This window comes from Arthrobacter sp. MMS18-M83 (assembly GCF_026683955.1).
Taxonomy (GTDB): domain Bacteria; phylum Actinomycetota; class Actinomycetes; order Actinomycetales; family Micrococcaceae; genus Arthrobacter.
Genome location: NZ_CP113343.1, coordinates 1,855,198 through 1,878,837, shown reverse-complemented (window position 1 = coordinate 1,878,837; position 23,640 = coordinate 1,855,198). Strand labels below are relative to the sequence as shown.

General features: G+C 64.2%; 19 protein-coding genes. 11 read left to right on the top strand and 8 right to left on the bottom strand.

The features are described from left to right. Positions 1-41: 41 nt before the first annotated feature. From OW521_RS08840 to OW521_RS08820, 5 genes are all read left to right on the top strand, one after another. Positions 42-3,152 (top strand): glycoside hydrolase domain-containing protein, encoded by a 3,111-nt coding sequence (locus OW521_RS08840; protein WP_268024624.1) that lies wholly within the window; start codon positions 42-44, stop codon positions 3,150-3,152. Next, positions 3,152-5,113, top strand: coding sequence for a DUF5107 domain-containing protein (locus OW521_RS08835; protein WP_268024622.1), 1,962 nt, complete (start codon positions 3,152-3,154; stop codon positions 5,111-5,113). The genes OW521_RS08840 and OW521_RS08835 overlap by 1 nt, the downstream gene beginning before the upstream one ends. A 145-nt stretch (positions 5,114-5,258) precedes the next feature. Next, the gene (locus OW521_RS08830) at positions 5,259-7,490 is read left to right on the top strand and encodes an McrB family protein (RefSeq protein WP_268024620.1); all 2,232 of its coding nucleotides are present in this window, start codon (positions 5,259-5,261) and stop codon (positions 7,488-7,490) included. A gap of 91 nt (positions 7,491-7,581) precedes the next feature. Continuing rightward, complete coding sequence (locus tag OW521_RS08825; RefSeq protein WP_268024618.1) at positions 7,582-8,772, top strand: 5-methylcytosine restriction system specificity protein McrC; 1,191 nt, start codon at positions 7,582-7,584, stop codon at positions 8,770-8,772. 100 nt (positions 8,773-8,872) lie between these two features. Beyond that, positions 8,873-9,106, top strand: coding sequence for a PLDc N-terminal domain-containing protein (locus OW521_RS08820; RefSeq protein ID WP_268024616.1), 234 nt, complete (start codon positions 8,873-8,875; stop codon positions 9,104-9,106). Here OW521_RS08820 and OW521_RS08815 read toward each other — a convergent pair. Together OW521_RS08815 and OW521_RS08810 are read right to left on the bottom strand one after the other, a co-directional pair. Then, complete coding sequence (locus OW521_RS08815) at positions 9,048-9,515, bottom strand: very short patch repair endonuclease (RefSeq protein WP_268024614.1); 468 nt, start codon at positions 9,513-9,515, stop codon at positions 9,048-9,050. The two genes, OW521_RS08820 and OW521_RS08815, sit on opposite strands and share 59 nt — an antisense overlap. A gap of 84 nt (positions 9,516-9,599) precedes the next feature. Continuing rightward, a complete protein-coding gene (locus OW521_RS08810) occupies positions 9,600-10,826 on the bottom strand; it encodes an IS110 family transposase (protein ID WP_268020706.1) in 1,227 nt (408 codons plus the stop codon). Positions 10,827-11,101: 275 nt separating this feature from the next. Here OW521_RS08810 and OW521_RS08805 point away from each other — a divergent pair. Further along, positions 11,102-12,390 (top strand): IS3 family transposase gene (locus tag OW521_RS08805; protein WP_268020705.1). Its coding sequence is split into 2 segments (ribosomal slippage): positions 11,102-11,375 and positions 11,375-12,390, totalling 1,290 coding nucleotides; the frame shifts between segments, so codons are not numbered across the junction. 166 nt (positions 12,391-12,556) lie between these two features. On the opposite strand, the gene OW521_RS08800 is transcribed toward OW521_RS08805, so the two are convergent. The 6 genes from OW521_RS08800 to bioB form a co-directional block, all read right to left on the bottom strand. Beyond that, positions 12,557-13,681, bottom strand: coding sequence for a cytochrome P450 (locus OW521_RS08800; RefSeq protein WP_268024612.1), 1,125 nt, complete (start codon positions 13,679-13,681; stop codon positions 12,557-12,559). After that, entirely contained in the window at positions 13,678-14,358 is a 681-nt protein-coding gene (gene bioD / locus OW521_RS08795) for a dethiobiotin synthase (RefSeq protein WP_268024610.1), read from the bottom strand. Before bioD ends, OW521_RS08800 begins: the two co-directional genes overlap by 4 nt. Then, positions 14,355-15,515 carry an 8-amino-7-oxononanoate synthase gene (locus OW521_RS08790; RefSeq protein WP_442781269.1) on the bottom strand — a complete coding sequence of 387 codons (1,161 nt, stop codon included), beginning with the start codon at positions 15,513-15,515 and terminating at the stop codon, positions 14,355-14,357. The genes bioD and OW521_RS08790 overlap by 4 nt, the downstream gene beginning before the upstream one ends. A gap of 8 nt (positions 15,516-15,523) precedes the next feature. Beyond that, positions 15,524-16,861, bottom strand: coding sequence for an adenosylmethionine--8-amino-7-oxononanoate transaminase (locus OW521_RS08785; protein WP_268024606.1), 1,338 nt, complete (start codon positions 16,859-16,861; stop codon positions 15,524-15,526). Continuing rightward, complete coding sequence (bsaP, locus tag OW521_RS24375; RefSeq protein ID WP_442781268.1) at positions 16,831-16,938, bottom strand: biotin synthase auxiliary protein BsaP; 108 nt, start codon at positions 16,936-16,938, stop codon at positions 16,831-16,833. The genes OW521_RS08785 and bsaP overlap by 31 nt, the downstream gene beginning before the upstream one ends. Before the next feature lie 176 nt (positions 16,939-17,114). Then, entirely contained in the window at positions 17,115-18,143 is a 1,029-nt protein-coding gene (gene bioB / locus OW521_RS08780) for a biotin synthase BioB (protein WP_268024604.1), read from the bottom strand. A gap of 421 nt (positions 18,144-18,564) precedes the next feature. On the opposite strand from bioB, the gene OW521_RS08775 reads away from it, so the two are divergent. From OW521_RS08775 to OW521_RS08755, 5 genes are all read left to right on the top strand, one after another. Then, positions 18,565-19,143 (top strand): DUF6318 family protein, encoded by a 579-nt coding sequence (locus tag OW521_RS08775; protein WP_268024602.1) that lies wholly within the window; start codon positions 18,565-18,567, stop codon positions 19,141-19,143. A gap of 78 nt (positions 19,144-19,221) precedes the next feature. Then, on the top strand, positions 19,222-20,091 hold the full coding sequence (locus OW521_RS08770; protein WP_268024600.1) for a hypothetical protein: 870 nt from the start codon (positions 19,222-19,224) through the stop codon (positions 20,089-20,091). A gap of 161 nt (positions 20,092-20,252) precedes the next feature. Then, positions 20,253-21,323, top strand: coding sequence for an alkene reductase (locus OW521_RS08765; protein ID WP_268024598.1), 1,071 nt, complete (start codon positions 20,253-20,255; stop codon positions 21,321-21,323). A 290-nt stretch (positions 21,324-21,613) separates the two neighbouring features. Further along, a complete protein-coding gene (locus OW521_RS08760; RefSeq protein WP_268024597.1) occupies positions 21,614-22,312 on the top strand; it encodes a GntR family transcriptional regulator in 699 nt (232 codons plus the stop codon). A gap of 284 nt (positions 22,313-22,596) precedes the next feature. Then, a complete protein-coding gene (locus OW521_RS08755; RefSeq protein WP_268024595.1) occupies positions 22,597-23,634 on the top strand; it encodes a sugar phosphate isomerase/epimerase family protein in 1,038 nt (345 codons plus the stop codon). Positions 23,635-23,640 lie beyond the last annotated feature (6 nt).

The window sequence follows — 23,640 nt, the reverse complement described above, 5'->3', positions numbered from 1 at the left end:
TGCAATATTCCGATTGAAAATGCCATTCAGGAGTCATAAAGATGCAACCTGGCCGTACTGCTGTCCACTCGGAACTTTCGGGCCATCCGGAAGTGGAGTGTGGCACAGGGGCGTGGGACAAGTTGCTCTATGGAAACCACCGCTTTGTCGTGCGGGTGGACGGGGAGAGCCCGCGAACCGACGGAGCGCGTCCTGACGCCGGGGTTGCCGCAAGCCGGGTGGTCCTGCCTTGGCGGCGCCAGGACGCCGACCCGGCGAGTGTGGAGATCATCGTGGCCTCTGCGGAGAGCGGCCGCCGGATTCGCAACGTTGTGGTGGAGCGTGCTGAGAGGGAGTCCGGCCAGCTCGTCTTCGAACCGGTGGATGGACCCTGCGACTACTATTTCTACTACCTCCCCTACGCGATGCTCGGAAAGCCCCACTACCCCCAAGCTCAGTACTTGCCGCGAAGGCCGTCCGCGGAACCGGAGTGGGCTGCCGCCGTCGAGCAGTCCGCCTGGCGCCTGCAACCAACGCGCCTGCCAGCTCAGCACATCCCCAGCGCGCGGGTGATCCGCTATGAGGCCGCGAGCGCCCAGGATTCCTTCGCTCCTATGAACTTCTCGGCCGCCGCGGACGAGGTGGACGCACTGCACGAACAATACGGGACGGAACCTTTCCTGCTCTTCCCGGAAAGCCGGCTCACTCCCATCTCCATGCGGGACGCCCTCCCGGCGCACTGGGCCATCGGTGGTCCTCGCAAGGAATTCAACGACGTCGCTCAACCCGGCGAGGACTACATTGTGCAGCTGGGCCTCTACGCCATGCAGGACCTCACGGGTGTCACCGTGGAAGTGCAGCCGCCCACGGCTGGACATTGCCTCAACACCGATGGCACGGACCGTTTGGGGCAGCCCGTGTCCCGGACACTGACCGTTTCACGCGGCAGAGTGCAGGCCCTGTACACCGTCCTGTCCATACCGCTCGACGCCGCCGGAACCACTTTCACAGCGAACATCGCCGTGGCGGCGGATGGCGCCGAAGCCAGCACCGTGACTATCACTTTGGACGTACTCGCGCTCGACGACGCTGATCCGGACATTCTCGATGGCGGGTTTGGTGAGCCCGAGTACCTTCGCCGCCTTGCCTGGCTGGACTCGACGGTGGCCCAGGATCGCGGACTCGTCGCCCCGTTCACGGAGGTGCTTCTCGACGAACCGGGCCGCACGCTGGACATCCTGGGGCGCCAAGTACAGCTTGCGGAATCCGGCCTCCCGGCCCAGCTGACCTCGACTTTCACACCCGCGGTCACCGCGTGTGATGGCCCCGCCGTCGACCTGCTTGCCGCGCCTTTGCACTTCGGCGTCACCCTTGCCGACACCACCGGCGGGAAAGCGCTCCGATGGAGCTACTCGCCCCTTGAATTCACGGTCGACGGCCCGGCCCAAGTATCGTGGCGCTCCAGGTGGACAGCCGACGTCGGACTTTCAGCAGAGCTGCGCGGCACCCTGGAGGCCGACGGCGCGTGCACCTTTTCGCTGCAGCTCACCGCCGGGCAACCGCTGGAGGTGGACGACGCGGGCTTGCAGCTCGATTTCCTCGAGGCAACGGTTCCGCTCGCCATGGGACTCGGCGTTCCCGGGGGCAAACGACCCGAAACGCTTGATTGGACGTGGGACGTGGCCGATCACAATCAGGACTCCCTCTGGCTGGGCAGCGTGAACGCAGGCTTGCAACTTGCCCTGCGCGACGGCAACTATGAGCGGCCACTCAACACGAACTTCTACAGGGAAAAGCCGCTGGCGGAACCGGCGTCGTGGGCCAACCGGCAAGACGGCACAGTCCAAGGCGGCACGGTCCAAGACGGCAAGGTGCGGGGAGGCGTGGCACTGCGGACCGCGGGCGAATCGGTCACGGTGTCTGCCTTCAGCGGCGGCCGCACCTTGGCAGTGGGGGAGACGCTGGACTTCGACTTCCGGCTCCTGCTCACCCCTTTCAAGCCCATCAACCCTGCCAAGCATCTGGCCAACCGCTTCTTCCATGCCCCTGCCGAGCCGGAGGCGATCGCTGCGACGGGCGCCACCGTGGTCAATGTCCACCACGCCACGGCGCCGGCCCCGTACATCAACGATCCCCTTCTCACGGCGGGGAGACTGGCGGCCTACGTCGAGGAAGCCCACCGAAGCGGCCTCAGGGCCAAGGTCTACAACACCGTCCGGGAGCTGACCTTCCATAGCCCGGAGCTGCTGCCCTTGCTCTCGCTGGGGCACGAGGTGTTCAGCGACGGACCGGGCCTCGGCCATATCTGGCTGCAGGAACATGTTGGCAACGGCTACGTGTCAGCGTGGTTCGCCTCAGACGTGGATGACATCGCAGTGGTCACCAGCGGGGAATCGCGTTGGGAGAACTTCTACGTGAAGAGCCTTGAGGAATTGGTCCGTCGCACCGGAGTGGACGGCATCTACCTCGATGACATCGCCTACGACCGCCACACCATGCTCCGCGTCCGCAAGGTCCTCGAGCGCAACTGCGGAACTGCCGAAGGACCGGATATCGACCTGCATTCGGCCAATCAGTTCACCGCTCGGGACGGCTTTGTCTCCTCGGCGAATCTGTACATGGAGCACATGCCCTATGTGGACAGGCTGTGGTTCGGGGAGTACTTCGACTACGAAAATACTTCGCCCGAATACTGGCTCGTTGAGCTTTCCGGGATTCCCTTCGGCGTCATGGGGGAGATGTTGGAGGGTGGCGGAAATGCCTGGCGCGGGATGGTGTTCGGTATGACGGGCAGGGTCCCCGCTGTCGACAACCGGCCGTTGTGGCGATTCTGGGCAAACAACGGCCTGGCGGAAGCCACCATGATCGGACACTGGGCAGACGCGCCGATCCGGAGCAGCAATCCGGAAGTTCTGGCGACAACCTGGCTGACGCCAGATGGCGCAGCTGTGGTTGCGCTCGCGTCGTGGGCGGCTGAGCCGGTGGACGTGACCTTGGTGTTCGACGGCGGAGCGGCCTCAGCGCTGTCCGAAGAAGAGGCTGCGGGCCTCGCCGTGAGCCCGGTGACCGTGCACGCTATCGAAGGATTCCAAACGGCTGCGAGCTACGGGCCCGGCCAGCCCATCACCCTTGAGCCGAAGCGCGGGCTTCTGTTGACGATTGGAAAACACTGATGTTCGAACATACCGAGAAGACTGGCAAGGCAAGCACCCTGAGCTTCTCCACTATCACCCTGAACATGGCGGAGTTGGGTCCCACCAGCCCGTTGCCCGTAGTCACGGCAGAACTGGACCAGCCGTACAGGATCGGCGACGGTGTCCCGGAGGAATTGCAGGCCGCAGCCCGCTACGGCCAAGTGCCGAACATGTTCCCCTACCTGATGCAGGACGGCTACTCGCGTGAGCGGACCTCCCACGATGTGCCCGCCGTCGTGCTTGAGAACAGCAAGCTACGGGCCGTCGTCCTCCCCACCTTGGGCGGCCGGCTCTGGGAGCTTTTCGACAAGGCTTCGGGCAAGCAGCTCCTCCACACCCATGGGACCCTACAATTCGCGAACGTCGCGCTGCGCAAGGCGTGGTTCGCGGGTGGTCTCGAATGGAACATTGGCACCCGCGGGCACTCGCCCACCACCTGCGATCCCTTGCACACAGCCATCGTCAAAACGCCCGAGGGCCACGACGTGCTGCGGATGTGGGAGTTCGAACGCCTCCGCGAAGTGGTTTTCCAGGTGGACATGTGGCTTCCGGAGGACTCGGACGTTCTGCTCACGGCGGTCCGGATCCGCAACCCCCATGACCACGACGCCCCTATGTACTGGTGGAGCAACGCGGCCGTTCCAGAGACATCGGAAACACGTGTGATTGCGCCCGCCTCCGAGGCTTTCGGCAGCGACTACACCACGGACATCGCCCGCGTCCGGCCCACGGAGCATCAGGGCATGGATGCTACTTGGCTGGTGAACAGCCCGCACGCTGCGGATTTCTTCTTCGACATCCAGCCAGGACACCGGCATTGGATCGCGGCGGTGGACCACGACGGCGACGGCCTCGCCATGCTGTCCACCAGCCTCCTGCGGGGGAAGAAGCTGTTCGTCTGGGGCCAGGGTGACGGCGGGAAACGCTGGCAGGAATGGCTCAGCCCCGGGGCCGGCCCGTACGCCGAGATCCAAGCAGGATTGGCGCAAACCCAATTCGAACATCTGGTCATGCCTGCCCGGACCGAATGGAGCTGGGTGGAGGCCTACGGCAACGCCAAACTGGATCCCGGAGCCTCCCACGGCCGGGATTGGGACGAGGCCGTGGCCCATGCCAGCGCCCGGCTCGAAGACCTTGTCCCGGACGCGGCGCTGGAAGAGGCGCTCGCCGAAGCCACGCGGAACTACGCGCTGCCTCCGGACCAGATGCTGGTGCGGGGCAGCGCTTGGGGTGCTTTGGAGAGTGCACGACGGCGACGCTCAGCCCGCGTGTGGCTCGACGAAAGCGGCACACCTTTCCACGATGATGCGACCCCCGACGCCATCGAGGAAACAGGCCCGTGGCACAGCCTGCTGGAAGGCGGGAGTTTCACGGGCGCCGGGAGTTTCGTGGTTGGAGCGGATTGGGAAGAACTCCTGGCAAAGGATGGGAGAGCGGAAGCACAGTTCCACCTGGCCACGATGAAGCACGCCCGCCAGGACCTCGCCGGCGCGATCACGGGGTACGGCGACGCACTGGCGGCAAATACCCTCTCGCCCCGTTCCACGGTCCTCGCCCACAGAGGCCGGGCCCTTGCCTTGCTCGCCACCAACAATGCTGAGGAAGGCTTGGCCGAGCTTGCCACGGCAAGCCGACTCGAGCCCTCCAATGTCCCACTGCTCAGCGAAGCCATGACGCTCAGCATCCGGCACGGAAACCCGGCGCAAGCACTCGCTTTGGCGACAGAGGCACCTGCCGGAATGTCCGACGTCGGACGCGTCCGTTTCCTGACGGCACTCGCCCTTGCGGGCGTCGGCAGGGGCGAGGAAACAGCAGCGATGCTGCGCGACGGCGTCGAGATACCGGACATCCGCGAAGGAGAAGACGGGATCGCCGAGCTCTGGCAGGAAGTGTGCCCTGGGGAGCCCGTGCCTGCCAGCTATCGCTTCGGAATGCACTGATTCGCGGAGCACATCGGCGCGGGACGGATGCGGCAGAAGGCAAGAGGCGGGACGCATGTGGCAGAACACATGAGGTGGGGCGCATGAGGCGGGGTCGCCGACTTTCCTGATGCCGTCACCCTGCCAAACCATGTAAGTTGGCAGGGTGACTCCCTCCACCAAAACACCACTGACCCGTGCCCCCGGTATCTCCAAGGAGATCGAAGATGCGGCGTGGTTCGTGCTGGGCCCGGGGCTGCAAGGCAAGGCTTCGGCGCTCGACTCCGGCACCCGCACCTGGACCGTGGACGCCGCCGGCGAGCTCCTGGAGCGGTTGGAACGCGGCGTCGGAGACTCGAAGGCGCCCATGATGACCAATCTGCGCCAAAACCTGGAAGGGGCATCCCGCGAGACCAAGCTGCTCGCCGTCGAACTCCTCTTCCTGCAGTCCCTGCCGCTGGCCCATGAGGTCAAATCGCTGAAGGTGAAGCGAGCACGCGTTGCCGAGGCCGCGTCCTGGCTTGATCCCGAGCTTGAGCTGCCCAAGGAGCTGTACCAAGGCATGACCGATCACGGCGTCATCCGTGACCGGACCGCAGAGTTCAACTGGACCATCTGGGACCACCTCACCTGGCTGTGCCGCTTCGTGGCGCACGTGGATGGCCAGTCCAACGCGAGCATCACCAAAGCCCTCAAGGACCCGCTGAAATTCCACGAACTCGCCGCAGCAACCCCCGAGGACCAGCCAGCCATCCGGCGCAGCATCGAATACTTGGCATGGCCCAGCTACTTCGAGCCTGTGGTGGCTGACGTGGAGCGGCGCGAAATCCGGGACGCTTTCGCTTCGCTCGTAGGCGGCGCCCACGGCGAAACCGAAAACGACATCACCGCGGACGTCCACCGGATCCGGCTGCACCTGGACGAACAGGCCGGCCAGCGTATCGATTGGTACGATCGGCAGCTCGTCAGCCAGTGGCGCAAAGTGGGAGACCCCGGCCGCCGTGCCTGGCTGCTGCGCACGCACCAAGACGCCGCCGAGCTCCTCGCCGCCTGGCAGGACGAAGAAAAGGCAACCCTCGACGTCGAGCACCTCCGCGAACTCACCCCCGGCGTCACAGCCGGAGTGGTCCAGCATGCCGTGGACGAAGACTACAAACACCTCGGCTACGTAGAGCGGGAAGACACCAAGACCGCTGTCTTCGCGTTCCTGACCGTGATGAAGCCGGGCGACCTCGCGCTGTTCCAGAGCTCCGGAGCAGTCAGGATCGGCGTAGTCCTGGGCGAACCCGAACACAACGGAGACAACCGCCGGCTACGCCGCAAAGTGCGCTGGTTCGACGAGACCCACCCCATTGCGGAAGCTCCACGGCACGTCCAACGCCAGCTCTCCACCCCGGGGATCGTCGTGGACGTCACCAAGGTCATCCAGTCACTGCAGTCGCTCCTGCCCGCTGAAGCCGAATCCGACGGTGAGGAGACCGCCGCCCCGGACACCGTGGTCGAGCCCGTGATTGAAGGGTTCCGCCCCCTCACGGAAGAGTTCGCCGCGTCGTTGCACATGGAGCTCGAGCCGCTCAAGGAGATCGCCGAGCTTCTGGAAGAGAACCGCCAACTGGTGCTCTATGGCCCTCCAGGCACAGGCAAGACCTACCTCGCCAAGCACTTGGCTGCCGAACTCGCGGGGGACAGCACCGATGAGCGCGTCAAGCTGGTGCAGTTCCACCCGTCCTACGCGTACGAGGACTTCTTCGAGGGCTTCCGGCCGGATAAGACCGACGACGGCCAGGTTTCGTTCAAGCTCGTTGCCGGGCCGCTGCGGCGTCTCGCGGAAGAAGCCGCGAAACCCGGGAACTCCAACAAGCCGTACTTCCTCATCATCGACGAAATGAACAGGGCAAACCTAGCCAAGGTCTTCGGTGAGCTGTACTTCCTGCTGGAATACCGGGACGACCGCATCTATCTCCAGTACAGTCCGAACGAGCCGTTCAGCTTACCGGACAACCTTTACATCATCGGCACCATGAACACGGCGGACCGCTCCATCGCCATGATGGACGCCGCCATCCGCCGCCGTTTCGCGTTCGTTGAATTGCACCCGAAGGTGGAACCGATCCGCGGCTCGCTGAGGCGGTTCCTCTCGGCCCGCGGCCTGGACACCCTCAACGCGGACCTGCTCGATGCCTTGAACGACTCCATTGACGACTGGGACCGGGACTTGATGATCGGCCCGTCGTACTTCATGAAGAATGCGGCCCAGAACCCGGCCGGGCTGCGCCGAATCTGGAAGTACGAGCTCATGCCGCTGTTGGAGGAGCACTACCACGGTCAGCTGAATCGGGCCCAGCTGGAGGAGCGCTTCGGTCTGGACCAGTTGTTGGGTCGACTTGCGGCCCGCTAAGGCAGCTCCACCCCGGCCCGCCCGCGCACCGGGTATCGGACGGCCTGCGGCCCGCGCTTCCACGAAGGTCCCGGCTGTCCGGCACATCGTTATGGACGAGCTCTCCGGCGGCATCGTGGACAAGCTTGATCCGGACGCCGCAGCGCTGCTCAATTCCAGCGGGCTCGCGAAGGCCTCGCCCATGGGGATGGGCCTCTACCGGATCGAGCCCGTGGGCAAGGTCGGCTCCGTGCGCACCCCGACCGTCCAGTTCGAGGTACGGCCCAAAGACCGCTTGGGCTTGAGCCGACTGCTGTTCCTGCTCAGCTACGCCGGGGATCAAGGTTTCCGCGAGGACTCCGTGGCCGCCGTCGAGCACAAGGACTTGTGGAGCGCGCTGGCGGAATCCCTAGCCCAGTTGGCGGAGCGGGCCCTCAGCCGCGGTCCCCTGCAGGGGTACCTGACCGTGGATGAGTCCCTCCGGACGGTCAAAGGCCGCATCCGGATCTCGGACCAGATCTCTCGCCGCCCAGGGATGCTGGTTCCGCTGGAAGTCTCCTACGACGAATTCACCGAGGACATTCCCGAAAACCGTATTCTGCGCGCCGCGCTTGAGCGGATGGGCAAGGTACCCGGCGTCCGGCAGAACGTCCTCAGCCGCTTGCGGCAGCTCAAGGGAAAGCTCGACGCCGTCACCCGGCTGCAGTCCGGAGCGCCCCTCCCGAGGTGGCAGGCCAATCGGATGAATCTCCGGTACCACCCCGTGCTGCGCTTGGCCGAGCTCATCCTGCGCAATGCCTCTGCCGAAGCGGGCGAGGGAAAACAGCAGACCGCCTCATTCGTGGTGGACATGTCCCGCGTGTTTGAGGAATTCGTGGGCGTGGCACTGCGCCAAGCCATGCGAGCACATCCAGGCGAAATGCGGCTTCAATATGGTGCCACCCTCAACGAGGCCGTGCGGGATTCGGACCGGCTCACAGTGCGCCCCGACGCCGTGCATTTCCTGGGTGGCAGGCCCGTCGTGGCGTACGGCACCAAATACAGGGCCGCCACGGACTCCGGGGCATCACTCAATGCGGACCACTACCAAATGCTGGCCTACTGCACTGCCCTGCGGGTTCCCACGGCGTGGCTGGTCTACGCGGGCAAGGGCGAGATGAAGCTGCGGAGGATCCTCAACACGGACATCGACATTGTCGAGTATCCGCTTGATTTGTCGCTGTCACCGGCGGAGATTCTTGCCGCCGTCGCCGACCTCGCCGAACAGTCGTGGGGAGAAGTGGTCCGGCAAGCGCGTCTCTGACGCTCCACAGCGGTGGCCTGTTCCGTCCGGGCTATACCTGTTCCGTCCGGACGGCACTCGGTCTAGCCTGAGATAGCAGTTATTTGCAGATGGAGGCATCATGCGCGGCAAGAAGAAGAAATCCTGGAAAGACATGACTCCCGGGCAACGGGCCGGCGTGGCCTTGGTGGGTGCGGGGCAATTGGCGCTACTGGTGGCGGCACAACGCAGCATCTCCAAGACCCCCGAGGCTCAAATCCGGGGAAACAAAGCATTGTGGAGGGCGGCGAGTTTCATCAACTTCTTTGGGCCGCTGAGCTATTTCCTGTTCGGCCGCCGTCGAGGAACTGCGTAAGCTGATCCTCCAAAGCCGAGCGGTCCCGCAGTTCGCATTCCCACACGGTGAGAACCTCCCAACCTGAGGCTCTCAGCAGTTCCCGCTGTGCGGCGTCGCGCTCCCGGGTGCGGTTTCGCTTGGCTTCCCAGAAGTCCGCGTTGGCAGTTGGGGCGTGCTGGCCCGCCTTGCAATCGTGGAAGTGCCAGAAACATCCGTTGACGAAGATCACCTTGTGCCGGCCTGCAAAGACGAGATCCGGACTGCCCGGTAGCTTCCCGCCCGCGGCTCGCCCATGAAGCCGGTACCGGTACCCCTTCGCGTGCAGGAGCTGCCGGACTAGAAGCTCGGGCTTGGTGTTCTTGCCCCGGATCTTGGACATGTTCAGGCTGCGTTGCTCAGGCGTCAGCAGGTCACGGCTCTCGCCCATATCCTCAGTCTACGCACGGCCTCCCCAGCGACCCTCGCTCACTTATATGGGTCTTTGAACCGTCCCGGGATGCTCCTATAGTTGTCAATTCGCGTTTTGCGGTGTCTGGTCGGCCAGCCATTGCCGGTAGGTCGCGGCAAGGGAGTCGTTGCGGATGAGCCCTCGCTCAAGGCGGGAAATGACGGAGGGCCATTGGCCGAGATGGCCGGCGGCGGCATTGATGGTGAATCCGAGTTTGGTGCGTTGCTGGCGCAGGTCGGCATTGCTTGGCGCCGGTTGGGGGTTGGTGATCTGACGGTAGATTTCCCGGGCCACGTACCGTTTGAGGCAGCGCATGATCTCCCGCTTGCTCTTGCCTTCGGCAGTGCGTTTGTTCACGTAGTCTCTGGTCCGGCGGCACGATGACATACGGACCAGCACCACCTGGTGCAGGGCGCGGTTGGCGTTGCGGTCGCCTCCCCGGCTGAGCCGGTGACGAGTCGTTTTCCCCGATGATGCCGGAATGGGCGCGGCCCCGACGAGGGCCGCGAACTGAGGTTCACTGCCGATCCGATCCGGGTTGTCTCCCACAGTGACCAGTAGCTGGCTGGCCACTTCCGTCCCGACCCCTGTCAGGTCACAGAGCATCGGTGCGTAGGTGTCGAGGATTTCCTGCAGTGAGGCGTCCGCAGCGGCGATCTCTGCCGCCAGGGAATGGTAACGAACGGCCAGGGCTTTCAACGTCAGCAAGGTCATGTACTCGGGGTCGGCGACGTGGCCGGAGGGCCTGGCCCGTTGGAGGGCCATGATCAACGCCGGCGTCCCCAGCCCCCGGTACTTCGCCCGGAGTCCTTCCGGAGCCGAAACGAGAAGACCCTTGATCTGGTTGACCGCGACGGTGCGGGCTTTCGCTGCCGAAGAGCGCGCGGTTCGCAGGATGCGCAGGCATTCAACGGGGCCGTCCTTGGCTTTCGGAACCGAGATGCCCCGCTCGGCGAGCACCGATTGAGCGGCTTGGTAGGCGTCCAGCGGATCAGACTTGCCTTTCAGACGGCGCTCGGCCCGGTTCGGACGGTTCACCTCCAGCACCGTCAGCCCTTCGCCGCGGAGGGTCCTGGCGAGTTCGGCACCGTATGAACCTGTTCCTTCGATGCCCACCGCGGTGACCGTGCCGTGGCTGGCAATGAAGTCCAAGATCTTGCGGTATCCGGACCCCACCGCCAGGAATTCCCGGTCCGCGAGAGGCTTGCCGTATCCGGTGATGACGGCCACGTGGTGCGTGTCGGCGTGGGTGTCGATACCGACGATGACATCGGTTGCTTCGTTTGCCAAGATGGAGACTGCCCCTCATTCGAGTTCAATGACTGGTTGACGGGGGCGCGGGCCAGGTGGGCAGACAAAACGGTAATGGGACTGGTCGAATCAGGCTCCTATGAAGTCATGTCCGCCTGGCTCAACGCACCCTTGACGGACCTTGAGCCGGTGGACAGATCCCGGGAAAGACAGTGCCCGAAAGCACGTCAGTTTGAGTGTGAGCCACACCGGCTCAAGACCGGTTCCAGTATTACCGTTTGATGCCGCTATCTTCTGTGAGAAAGATAGTGATTATGCCCAAGCAGTTCCCGCCCGAAGTCCGTGACCGTGCTGTGCGCATGACCTTGGATCGGTTGTCCGAATACCCGTCTGTTTATGCTGCCTGCAAGGCGCTGGCCCCGAAGCTCGGAGTCGGTCCTGAGTCGCTGCGCCGCTGGGTTGTCCAGGCCCAGGTCGATGCCGGTGAGAAGACCGGACCAAGCAGTGACGAGCTGGAGGAGATCAAGCGGCTTCGGGCCGAGGTTCGGGACTTGAAGGAGTCCAACGAGATCCTGAAACAGGCCTCGATTTTCTTCGCGAGGGAGCTCGACCCTCGCCGCCGCTGATCTGCCGGTTCATCGACGAAATGCGGGCTGTTGGTTATGCGGTCGAGTCGATCTGCGCCGTCCTGCGGGAGCAGGGCGCGCAGGTCGCCGCACGAACCTACCGGGCGTGGAAGAAACGCCCGCCGGCCCCGCGCACCATCGAAGACGCACGTATCACCGACGCACTCCGCAGCTTGAAAGTCCCCGATGCGAAGGGACGCCCCAGGCCCGAGATTATCTACGGGAGGCGGAAGATGACGCAGTGGCTGCGCCGTAACGGCTTCCCGGAAACCTCCAAGCACACCATGGACCGGCTCATGCGCGAAGAAGGCATGAACGGCCTCATCAGAGGCCGCAAGACCCGCACCACAATCCCCGGCAAGGACGGCCGGCGCGCTGGCGACCTGCTGAATCGGGACTTCACCGCCCCGGCCCCGAACCGGATCTGGGTGACCGATTTCACCTACGTGCCGGTCTACTCCGGATTCGTCTACGTCGCATTGGTCATCGACCTGTACTCCCGGGCAATCGTCGGGTGGGAGACCTCAACGATCAAGGACACCGCGTTCGTCGAACACTGCCTGCGGATGGCACTGTGGCGCCGCGAGCACACCGGCCGGCCGGTACCGGCAGGACTGATCCATCACTCGGATGCGGGCAGCCAGTACACCTCCATCCGGTACACCGAGACCCTGGCCCTGGAGGGCCTGCAGCCATCCATTGGCAGCGTCGGTGATGCCTATGACAACGCTGCCGCGGAGACCGTGATGGGGCTCTTCAAGAACGAAGCTGTCGCGAAGGATTCACCCTTCCGCGCCGGCGCGTTGAAGACCGAAACCGAGGTGATGGAGATCGTCTTCGAGTGGGTCCACTGGTACAACACCGAACGCCTGCATTCCGCACTGGACCACCAGACGCCCGAGGAATTCGAGCAGGCATACTATGCTCGAGAAATCGGCTCGTTACCCGACGTCGCCGCAAACAAACAGGCGGCATGATTCCCGGGACGGTTCACTTTCCCTGCCACGCTCGCTCTCTTATGCGGCCAAATTCCAGGGTTGGTGGGAATTGCGTCGGATGTGAGTGAGGGTTGGTGGGAAACGCGTTAGATGTGAGTGAGCGTTGGTAGTAAGAGCCTCAGATGTGAGCGGGCGTCGGGGAACGTCAGAACTCGACGCTGACCGTCCGCGGCGCCTGGAAGGACAACAGGCGGAGCCACTCGGGTTCCGGGCCTGCGAGGCGAACGCCTTGTAGCGCTGCCGCGGTTTCCTGCACGACGACGGCGGCCTCCAGTTCCGCGAGTTTCGCACCAAGGCAGCGGTGGATCCCTGAGCCGAAGGCCAGCCCGTAGGCCGTTGGACCGAGCCCGTGGGCCGTCGAAGCTTGGTCTGGCGACTCGTGGTTTCCCGTGAGTTCCAGCAGGATTTCGGCACCCGCGGGGAGGTGTTCGCCGTCGAGCACCGTGTCCCGGGCGGCAATCCGGCGCCAGGTGGGGACTGAAGACTCGGTCGCGAGGACGTGGCGGATGAGGTCGCGCGCCGTGGAGCCGGAGGCGGCGTCATCCCAGGCAAAGCCTGCGGACCCCTCGGCAAGGCGGAACAATGCCGTGCTGATGAGCTGGGTGGTGGTTTCCTGTCCCGCGATTAGCAGGAAGTAGCCGAGGGAACAGATTTCGGGAGTGCTGAGACCGTGCTCTGCCAATGACTTGAAGAGGTTGCGTCCCGGAGACCCCACGGCCTCAAGGACAAGCTCCCGCAGCCAGCCATAGAAGGCCGCCGCACTCCCGGCCAGCTCCAATTGCCGCTCGGCGTCCGGCCAGCCCCAAAAAAGCTCCAGAGAATCCAGGCTCCACGCTTTCAACTCCGGAAGATCGCGTACAGGGAGCCCAAGAAGCTCCAGCATCACAATCGCCGGCGGGTACGCAGCGACGGCCTGCACCAGATCTACCCGCCCATCAGCCCCTAGCAGCCCAACCGCCGTCGCTGCAGCATACCGTGCGATCTCGCGAATCCGGGGCTCCACAGCGCCCACCGTCGCTGGGGTGAAGAATCCGGCCACCACCTTGCGGATGCCTGCGTGGGAGGCCGTATCGTTGCTGGCCAGCACCGGCGGCAGCGCAAAGCGGGCACGCTGCAGGACACGAAGGGACTGACCCGACAAAGGCGTCACCGCGATCAGGGCATTCGCCGGGCTGAAGTCGTCCGGTCGGTGCAGGACTTCCCGCACCGCGGACGGCTCGCGCAGGACCAGATACGGGCACGTCTGTGTGCTGGCAGAAGCGGCGCTCATGACCAGGCTCCGCTCAACCAATGTGTGCTTGCTTCCCGGAAAGTCACCGGGGGAAGGTCTGCCGCACGCTCGGGCAACACCCCGATAAGCGGCCGCAACAAGCCAATGGTTGCCCGGTTGCCGTGTTCCAGGACGCCCGGCTCATCCGGCCACGCTCCCAGGACCACTCCCTGGACGGCCAGTTCCCTGCGGTCCAGCGCCTCGAGAGTCAGCGCTGTGTGGTTGAGGGTTCCCAACGCGGGACGCGCAACCAGCACAAACGTCGCGTCCCGTCCGAGGTGCCCGCCCAGATCCGCCAGCGTGCCGCCGTCGGCGTCTAGCTCGACAAGGAGACCGCCCGAACCCTCCACCAGGACATGGTCATGGGTGCTGGCGAGTTCGCGGACACGCGCGGCATGTGCCGCGAGCGGCGGCAACTTTACCCCGTCCAGCGCGGCAGCGGGCACCGGGGCGAGGGGTTTTTGAAGCACGACGCCGGCCTCGGCAGTGAGTGGTCCGGCCAGGCGAATGATCTCAGTGCAGTCGGAGTCGCCAGCTGCAGCGCCGCTCTGGCACGGCTTGTACACGGCCACCGAGCGGCCCTCCGCTTGTAGCGCAGACGCGAGGGCCGCCGTCGTGACCGTCTTGCCGACGCCCGTGTCCGTTCCTGTGATGAGCACTATGTGGGGCAGTTTCACTTTGTTTCCTCCAGGATGCGGCGCAACGTTGCGCACGCGTAGTCGATGTCGTGGGGCGTCAGGGTGGCGCGAGCTGTCAGCCTGAGGCGGGAAACACCGTCGGGGACAGATGGCGGGCGGAAGCAGCCGACGCGGACGCCCATCTGGTGTGCCGCCTGGCTTGCCGCAAGCGCGGCAGTGGCAGAGGGCATCGGGATGGATTGCACGGCACCAGCTGACTCACCAACGGGTTCGACGGCGGCGCCGCCGAGCGCCGACGCCAGACCGGCTGTAAGGCTGGCAGCGTTACGATGGACAGCCGCCGCACGCCAGGGTTCCGTGCGGATGATCCCGACGGCGGCCAGCGCGGCGGCGGCCGACGACGGCGCGAGGCCGGTGTCGAAGATGAAGCTGCGGGCCCTGTTGACGAGGTGTTCGCGGAGCAGGGTACTGCCCAGCACGGCACCTCCTTGGCTGCCGAGCGACTTGGAAAGCGTTGCCGTCAATACAACGTTGGGGTGGCCTGAGAGCTCGGTTCCAGCCACCGAGCCGAAGCCTTGGAACGCGCCGTGGCCAGCAACGCCGATACTGTGGGCCTCGTCCACAAGCAGCATGGCGTCGTGCTCTTCAGCCACGGACAGCACCCGGGGGAGCGGGGCGGCATCGCCAAAGACGCTGTAGATGGACTCGACGGCGATCAGGGCCCTCGGTTCCGTACGATTTCGAAGACAGTGCGCGGTTGCAGCGAGATCGTTGTGGGGGACCGTTTCCACCCTTGAACGGCTCAAGCGGAAACCGTCAATCAGCGAGGCATGGCAATGTTCGTCCGCCACAATGAGTGTCCCAGGGCCGCCGAGCGCCGCAGTGACGCCCAGATTGGCCAAATATCCGGACGAAAAGACCAGCGCGGATTCCATGCCCGTGAGGTTCGCGAGCTCGGCCTCGAGTTCCAGATGCAACTCGGTGGTGCCGGCAACCAGTCGCGAGGACGTGGCGCCGGTTCCCCAACGGACGATCGCCTCCCGGGCAGCCTCGGCCAACCTGGGGTCCATAGCGAGGCCAAGATAGTCGTTACTGGCCAGGTCTACCGAGGTGCCTGCCTCGCTGCGCGTCACGGGTGCCCGGACGAGGCCCCGGCGCTCGCGGACCGCAGCCTGCTGTACCAACCACGCGGTCATTGACCTGCTCATGGGCCGTGCACCTCGGCCACAGCCGCCACCATGCCTTCAGCCATCCGCCGAACGTCTTCCTCGGTGCTGATGTAGGGCGGCATCGCGTAGACGAGATTCCGAAAGGGCCGCACCCACACGCCGTGCCCGACGGCGGCACTCGTCACGGCGACGACGTCCACTTCCGTGTTTAACTCAATGACGCCCACGGCGCTGATCGTACGGACCTCTTTGACGGCGTCGAGCGCGTTAGCGACCTGGAGGCCGGCGGCCAGGCCCGTGCCGATCCGGGACACGTCGCTACGCCAAGCGCCGCCGTCGAGAATTCCCAGGCTTGCATTGGCCACGGCACAGGCGAGCGGATTGCCCATGAACGTAGGCCCGTGCAGCAAAGCACCTGCACCGGCAGTCGAAACGCGGGCTGCCACTTCGCCGGTGCACAGTGTCGCCGCAAGGGTGAGGTAACCGCCGGTGAGGGCCTTCCCCACGCACATGATGTCCGGAACGACGCCCGCATGCTCCGCGGCGAACAGCTCGCCCGTGCGGCCGAAACCGGTAGCGATCTCGTCCAGGATCAGGAGGATCCCGTGCCGATCGGCGATGTCGCGGAGGATGCGCAGGCATTCGGCGGCGTAGATGAACATGCCGCCCGCGCCTTGAAGCACTGGCTCGACGATGATCGCGGCCAGCTCATTGGTGTTCTCCGCGGCAAGGCCTTCGACCTGCGCCCGCCACTCCGCGATCTCCTCCTGCGGCGCGCCCGCCGCGGGTGGCCTCGCGGCGAACACGTTGGCGGCGAGCAGTCCGGGGAAAGCCGAATGCATGCCGTCCACGGGGTCGCACACTCCCATCGCGGCGAAGGTATCGCCGTGGTAGCCGCCGCGTATGCTCAGGAAGCGTTGCCGCCTGGGAAACCCCGACGCGGTCTGGAACTGCACCGCGAGCTTGAGCGCCACCTCCACGGACACCGACCCCGAATCTGCCAGGAAGACCCGCTCCAGCGGTGGACGACCCGTAGTGGAAGGCGCCATCGCCACAAGCCGTTCGGCCAGTTCGACCGCGGGCTCGTGCGTAAGGCCTCCGAACATCACATGGCTGAACTTGCCCAATTGGCGCTTCGCCGCGGCATCCAGGAGGGGGTTGCGGTACCCGTGGATGACGGACCACCACGAGGACATGGCGTCGAGCACCTCATACGCGCGGCAGCTTTCGTCGCGGAGCCGCAGCGCCACGCCGTCGGCATCTTCGACTTCCCACAAGGGCAGCGTTCCCGACGCCGGAGCGTACGGATGCCAAAGGCTCGCCCGGTCGCGTTGGATGACGCTCATGACGTCAGCCGTCCGTGGCGCGAGCATTCAGCGGTCCAGCCCAGCGGCGTGACCTGAACCTTCATGCGACGCCGGCACGTGGCGCAATAGCGAGGGGGCTCCATCGCGAGGCGCTGCTGGCAGCTTTGGTGAGCGTCCGACGTCGGGCGCTCACCTTGCGGGGCGGGCTCGCCTTGCGCGGCGGGCCGGCCTTGCGCGGCGGGCTCGCCGCAGAGACCGCAGAAGCTGACTGCATCTGCGGCCATGTTTGTGGCCGTATCTGTGCCGGTGGCGATGGTGTTCACAGCGACTTCTGGAGTTCCTTGATGGGCATGTTCAGCTCCACGAGGAGGTTGAGGTCCGCGTCGGCTGGACGGCCGAGCGTGGTGAGGTAGTTGCCGACGATCACGGCGTTGATGCCGCCCATGAGTCCTTCGCGCGTGCCGAGATCGCCCAGGGTCAGTTCCCGGCCGCCGGCGTAGCGCAGGACGGTCCGCGGCATGGCGAGGCGGAACGCCGCGATCGCACGGAGGGCGTCCTTGCCATCCATGATTCCTTGGTTTTCGAGCGGCGTTCCGGGGCGCGGATTGAGGAAGTTGAGGGGGACTTCGTGGGGTTCGAGGGCTGCGAGTTGGCTTGCGAGTTCGGCCCGCTGCGCGGTGGTTTCGCCCATGCCGATCAAGGCCCCGCAACAGAGTTCCATGCCGGCGGCTTTGACCATGTTGCAGGTTTCGAGTCGCTCCTCATAGCTGTGCGTGGTGACGACCTCGGGGAAGTAGCTGCGCGCGGTTTCCAGGTTGTGGTTGTAGCGGTGGACGCCCCATTCGGCGAGCTGGTCCACCTGTCGCTGGGTGAGCATGCCCAACGAACACGCGATGTTGATGTCCACTTCTTGGTTGATGCGGTCGATCGCGAACTTGATCTGGTTCATGAGTTTGATGTCGGGGCCACGGACGGCCGCGACGATGCAGAATTCCGTGGCCCCGGTGGCGGCGGTTTCCTTGGCGGCTTTGACGAGCTCGGGGATGTCGAGCCAGACGCCGCGGACCGGGCTGTCAAAGAGGCCCGATTGGCTGCAGAAGTGGCAGTCTTCCGGGCAGCCTCCGGTCTTGATGGAGATGATTCCCTCCACTTCCACGTCCTCGCCGCAGTGCTCCAGGCGGACTTCATGGGCGAGTTGCAGGGCCTCCGGGATGGCTTCGTCCGGGAGTTCCAAGATCTCGAGCAGTTGGGATTCGTTGAGGCCTTCGCCGTTCGCGAGGACTTGCTGGCGGGCTGTTTCCAGAATCGGATATGTGGACGTACGCCTTGGGTTTGGCTGGGTGGTCATGGTGCTCCTCGGCCGCTACTTGCAGGGGATGGTGCGTTCCTTCATGACGGTAGCGGGGCCGTGGGATCGCGATTTTGTTGGACGTCCACAAACGTGGGGCCGCAATCTTGGCGGCCGACGCGCTGGATAAGTTACGGCGTGGAAACAGGTCCGGGTTGGGTGATCTTCGGCGCGATCGAGCAGATCGTGGTCGGGGGACTTAGTGCTGCCGGGGCAGAAGCAGGCGCCAGGATAAAAGGCCCGAGTGACCGGGCAAGTCGAGCCCGGGCTTGTGGATAACTTTTCAGGCAAGGATGGCAATTGGGTTACCCTTTTGGGAAACGTTCAGTCTTGAAAACTATCTGGGGGATAGCAACCCATGACTCCACGCAGGTTAACTTTCACCCGCGCCCGACTCTTTCTAGTCACCACCCTTGCAACAATGCTGACGCTGACAGCCTGCGGGAACAGCGGCCGGTCGCAGCCCGAGCAATCTGCGTCGCCTGCTGCTTCTTCCAGTGCCACAGCGATACCCACTCCGACCCCGACTGCTGCCTACAAGCCAGCTGATGCCAAAGGGAAGGCGCAGAACGTGCCCATCCCGGTGCTGCCGGAGGCCGCGAAGGCGAATAGCAAGGAGGGTGTGGAGGCGTTCGCGAGGTACTGGTTCCTGGCGCTTTCGTATGCTTATGAGACTGGGGATGTGGCCGTTTGGTCAGCGATGACATCCGCGGAGTGCGTCTTCTGCAACCGTCTCAAACAGGGTCTGGAGTCCGCATATGTAAAAGGAAGATGGATTGTCGGTGGCAAGATGACGACTCCGTCAGCTTCGGCAAACTTCAAATCCGAGGCGCTGTCTCAACAGGTGGAGATTCAAACCATCCAAGGTCAGATTGATTACTACGATGCCGATGGAAGCGTTGGGCAGCCTGCAACCCCGTCATCGAACTCCGCATCTGTTCTTATTGCCGTTTTCGAATCAGGGTCTTGGAAGGTCAAAGACCTCGGATTGATTCGGTAGTGCGCGGTGAATTCGCGAAAGTGGAGACTTTTTGCCATTTCCTTGGCAGTGCTACTGGTAGTTCCCGCCGCACCCGCGGTGGCAGCCAGCGATGACCGTGTGTCGTCGGGATATCAACAAAGTGGAATTGACGTCTCTGCCAAGTGGATCCGCGACCCTCAATCCGGCGAAATTGTCCCCGCCCCTCCCGGCCATATCAGCGAGGACCCGAACCAGTACAAGGCAGATCTCCAGTGCCAGGTTGATGACAATTCCTTGGACAAAAAGTGCCTGCCTGGGCAGATTCAATGCCCGCCTCGTGAGGCTGGTGAGAAGGCCGGGACTCCGGTCATTTGGAAGGTCGCGCCGAAGTCGGTCCCGAATCCTGTGTGGACTGACTGGAGCACCAGCGGAAATGGTCCGTCATGCCTGTACGACCAAAAACCGGAGGACCTTTTGCCAAAGATCGCGGCAGGAATCGAGAGCGACTTCCGCAATCTTCCGATCAAGCCCGCGAACTTGACCGCTCAGCCGAGCCCTCACACGCTCAAAGGCGCTGAAACCAACATCTTCGCGGACGCTCTCGAGCAGCAATTCGATGTGACGCTTCTTGGCCAACGGGTCCATATTGTGGCAACCCCTGTCGAATACACCTACGCCTACGGGGACGGCAACAGCCTTGGGCCGACGCCCTCCGCCGGTGGTCCGCTTAGGGAAGAGGAATGGGGCCAAAAGACCCGCACGAGTCATGTGTATCAACAGACCGGTGATTTTCAGATTTCCGTGACCACCACCTTCCGCGGCACATACTCCGTGAACGGTGGCCCGAATCTGCCGATTCCTGGCACGGGTCAGTTTGCCTCTCCGTCACAGACGGTAAGCGTCTGGCGGTCGATCACGCGCAATTACGCCGACAACTGCATTGTTAACCCTCAGGGCGAGGGCTGCCCGGGCGCCCCCGCGAAATAGCCCGGGGGCGCACACGGCCAAGAAAGGACAGAGTGTTGTCATTGGGGCTACCGAGTATTTCCGCACCACCGCTGCCATGTGATCCCCGTCTCAATAGGAATAGTTGCAGGCGCGTGGCAGTTGCCGCCAGTGGACCTGTTCCCGTTTGAAAGGCACTGCTCATGTTGTTTTCCCCGTTGACTCTAGGCGAGCTTGAACTTCCCAACCGCTTGGTCATGGCGCCGCTGACCCGCCTCCGTTCGGGCGCTGAAGGCGTTCCTGGCCCGTTGGTCGCGGAACACTACGGGCAGCGTGCTTCCCTTGGGCTGATTGTCAGCGAGGGCACCTACCCCACGCCGGCAGGGCAGTCCTACCCGGGGCAGCCCGGCCTCGTGACGGCGGAGCAGGTCGCCGGCTGGAAGAAAGTGACCGACGCTGTCCACGCCGAGGGCGGCCGGATCTTCGCCCAGGTCATGCACGGTGGACGCGTATCCCACCCGGACATTACCGGCGGTCACGAGATCGTGGCACCTAGTGCCGTAGCCATCGACGGCGAAGTCCGTACCCCGAACGGCAAGAAGCCTTACCCGGTGCCGCGTGAACTGAGCACCGATGAACTTCCCGCAACAATCCAGGAAATCGTCACGGCATCCCGGAACGCCATCGAGGCAGGATTCGACGGCGTTGAACTGCACTCTGCCAATGGATACCTGCTCCACGAGTTCCTCGCCCCCAACACCAATGTCCGCACCGACAGCTACGGTGGTTCCCCGGAAAACCGCGCCCGCTTCGTGATCGAGACGGTCAACGCCGTGGTTGAAGCCTTGGGTGCCAACCGGGTAGGCATCCGGATTTCCCCGGAGCACTCGGTCCAAGGGATCGCCGAGACCGACCCTGCCGATGTCCGCGCAACGTACGAGGTTTTGGTGGACACCATCGCCTCGCTCAACCTCGCCTACCTCAGCATCCTCCACCATGATCCCAAGGGCGAGCTTGTCCAAGACCTGCGCGAGCGCTTCAAAGGTACGTTCCTGGTGAACACCGGCTTCGGCGAAGTGACCACGCGGGACGAAGCCTTGGCACTCGTGGCCGATGGTCACGCCGACGCCGTGGTGGTTGGCCGCCCGGCCATCGCCAACCCGGACCTGGCGCGCCGGTGGCGTGAGAGCCTCCCGCTCAACGAGCCGGACCCCTCAACCTTCTACGGTGAAGGCGCCAAGGGCTACACCGACTACCCGTTCTACGCCAACTAGAACACCAGAAACTACGACGGCGGCACCTGCGAAGGTGCCGCCGTCGCGGTTTAACGCCCTTCGAGGCCAGTCCTGCCGGATTTCCGTGCCGCGGCGACGGATTCTGCTGGATCATTCGAGGTAGCAGGTGCCTGAGCCCGCGGAATTACGCGGAATCCACCCGCGAACCACGTCGAGCGTGTGGAATGATCCAGCAGAATGTGACGCTCCCAGTGCGTGCGAAATGCCTCCAAGCCGGCGGGGAGACTCACAAAGGCGCTGCGGATGGCCCATTCCTATAGGATTTGTCTATGAAACTTGCTTCCTCACGGGATCGCGCCCCGGGCCGACCCGTCAGCCGCCAGGTTCTCGCCGACCACGTCTACGAGGAGCTCCTTGCCTGGCTTATGGATGGCCGGCTTGAACCGGGCGCCGCGGTCAGCATCGACGGGACAGCGCGGGAACTCGACGTTTCGCCCACGCCAGTGCGCGAGGCGTTGGCGAGGCTTGAACACACTGGCATGGTCCGCCGGGTGGCTTTGAAGGGCTACCGGGTGGCGCCGGTTTTCACGCGCGAAGACTTCGCCGAGCTCATGGAGGCGCGGCTGGCGATTGAGCCGGTCAATGCACGATTGGCGTGCAGCCGGATTACCCCGGACGCTCTGGCGGACCTGCGCGAGGCCGTGAAGGATCTGGAGACGGCTCCTCGAGGGCCATCGTTCGCGGAGTTCCGGGACTATCTCGAGGCCGATGAGCGTTTCCACAAGCTGATCGCAGAGCAGTCCGGCAATCAGTTCATGCTTTCGGCCTACAACGCTCTGGGTGGACAGGTCCAGCGGTTCCGGCTGTTCGGGGGAGTGGGCATTACTGACGCCGAGCAGGCCATCGCTGAGCACCAGGCCGTGTTCGAGGCGATGGCCAGCGGGGATCCGGAGCAAGCCGCGGCTGCCATGGCGGACCACGTGCACAAGGTCCGCGCTCGGGCTATCGCCGACGCACCGGCTGACTGAGCCGGCGCCGCAACAGCGCACTCCAGACAGCGGACTTCCGACGGCGATCCAAGACGGAGCCTCCGCACCATCAGAACCGCAAAGCCCGCCCGTCGGCGGGCTTTTGCGTGCTCCCTGCAGTCCATGGCCGGTGACCCACTTCACAAACATATGTAAGACATATAGGATCTTTGATGACGCGGGGTAATCGGGGTCGGTCAACAGAAATGCCAAGCAAACGGTTGACAGTCTTGCGCAGATAGTAAATCCTATAGGAAACAGGATTCCACGAAGGAGTGAAAACTATGGCTTACACCGCCGAAAACTGGCCCATCACCGCGGCCCTGCTGCAGTTCCCCGGTACCGACGCCAAGGGACAGCACATCAACGACGCCGAGGCTTCCGCTTGGGCCGAGGTCCTGCAGGAAGTCAAGGACGCAGGATTTGCAAACGCTGATCTTACAGACAGCTGGGTCCGCCCCGGCGACCTCAGCAAGGCACGCCTCGCAGAGTTCAAGCAGACCGCAGACCACGTTGGCGTTGGCATCCCGGTGATCTCGGCCATTCGCCGCAGCGTCATCCACACCCGGGACTGGGCCGACAACCTGGCTTATAGCCACCGCACCATCGACGCTGCAGCCGAGTTGGGCTGCGAGGTTGTCTCCTTCGGACTCCACCAGGCCATTACCGCGGAGCAGCAAAAGCAGCTGTGGTTCTGGAGCGTCGAAGGCTACAAGGATCCGGTGGGGGACAAGGAAGCCTGGGGCAACGCCGTCGCACGCTTGCGGGAACTGGGAGAGCACGCCGCCGAAGTCGGCGTCCTCCTTTCCCTTGAAATGTATGAGGACACGTTCCTGGGAACCGCCGATTCCTCGGTCCAGTTGGTCCAGGACATCGGGCTAGACAACGTGGGCCTCAACCCGGACCTCGGGAACTTGATCCGTCTCCACCGGCCCATCGAGGACTGGCGCGAGATGGTGGCCAAGACCCTGCCGTACTCCAACTACTGGCACATGAAGAACTACATCCGCGACGAAGACGTGGCCCGCGACAGCTACATCACCATGCCGGCACCGATGGAGAGCGGCCTCATCAATTACCGCGAAGCCTTCAAGCTGGCATTGTCCGTGGGCTTCCAAGGCATCCTGTGCACTGAGCACTACGGCGGCGACGGGCTGAGCGTCACGGCGAGCAACCAGAAATACCTGCGTCGCCACGTACTCCCGAAGACGGACAACTACGCCTTGGGCCAGAGCCAGGTCGCCCAGGGCCGCCAGCAGCCTTCCGGCCGAAGCCGGCCCGCAGGCGCGCACAAGTCCGCCACCCAGCTGGCAGGAGTGTAAGGCCGG

Coding starts and splice junctions, on each gene's coding strand:
- OW521_RS08765 (WP_268024598.1), top strand. CDS start 20,253: ATGTTGTTTTCCCCGTTGACTCTAGGCGAGCTTGAACTTCCCAACCGC.
- OW521_RS08815 (WP_268024614.1), bottom strand. CDS start 9,515: ATGGGCGAGAGCCGTGACCTGCTGACGCCTGAGCAACGCAGCCTGAAC.
- OW521_RS08835 (WP_268024622.1), top strand. CDS start 3,152: ATGTTCGAACATACCGAGAAGACTGGCAAGGCAAGCACCCTGAGCTTC.
- OW521_RS08840 (WP_268024624.1), top strand. CDS start 42: ATGCAACCTGGCCGTACTGCTGTCCACTCGGAACTTTCGGGCCATCCG.
- bioB (WP_268024604.1), bottom strand. CDS start 18,143: ATGACCACCCAGCCAAACCCAAGGCGTACGTCCACATATCCGATTCTG.
- OW521_RS08760 (WP_268024597.1), top strand. CDS start 21,614: ATGAAACTTGCTTCCTCACGGGATCGCGCCCCGGGCCGACCCGTCAGC.
- OW521_RS08790 (WP_442781269.1), bottom strand. CDS start 15,515: ATGACCGCGTGGTTGGTACAGCAGGCTGCGGTCCGCGAGCGCCGGGGC.
- OW521_RS08800 (WP_268024612.1), bottom strand. CDS start 13,681: ATGAGCGCCGCTTCTGCCAGCACACAGACGTGCCCGTATCTGGTCCTG.
- OW521_RS08820 (WP_268024616.1), top strand. CDS start 8,873: ATGCGCGGCAAGAAGAAGAAATCCTGGAAAGACATGACTCCCGGGCAA.
- bsaP (WP_442781268.1), bottom strand. CDS start 16,938: ATGGAGCCCCCTCGCTATTGCGCCACGTGCCGGCGTCGCATGAAGGTT.
- OW521_RS08775 (WP_268024602.1), top strand. CDS start 18,565: ATGCTGACGCTGACAGCCTGCGGGAACAGCGGCCGGTCGCAGCCCGAG.
- OW521_RS08755 (WP_268024595.1), top strand. CDS start 22,597: ATGGCTTACACCGCCGAAAACTGGCCCATCACCGCGGCCCTGCTGCAG.
- OW521_RS08785 (WP_268024606.1), bottom strand. CDS start 16,861: ATGCTCGCGCCACGGACGGCTGACGTCATGAGCGTCATCCAACGCGAC.
- OW521_RS08825 (WP_268024618.1), top strand. CDS start 7,582: ATGGACGAGCTCTCCGGCGGCATCGTGGACAAGCTTGATCCGGACGCC.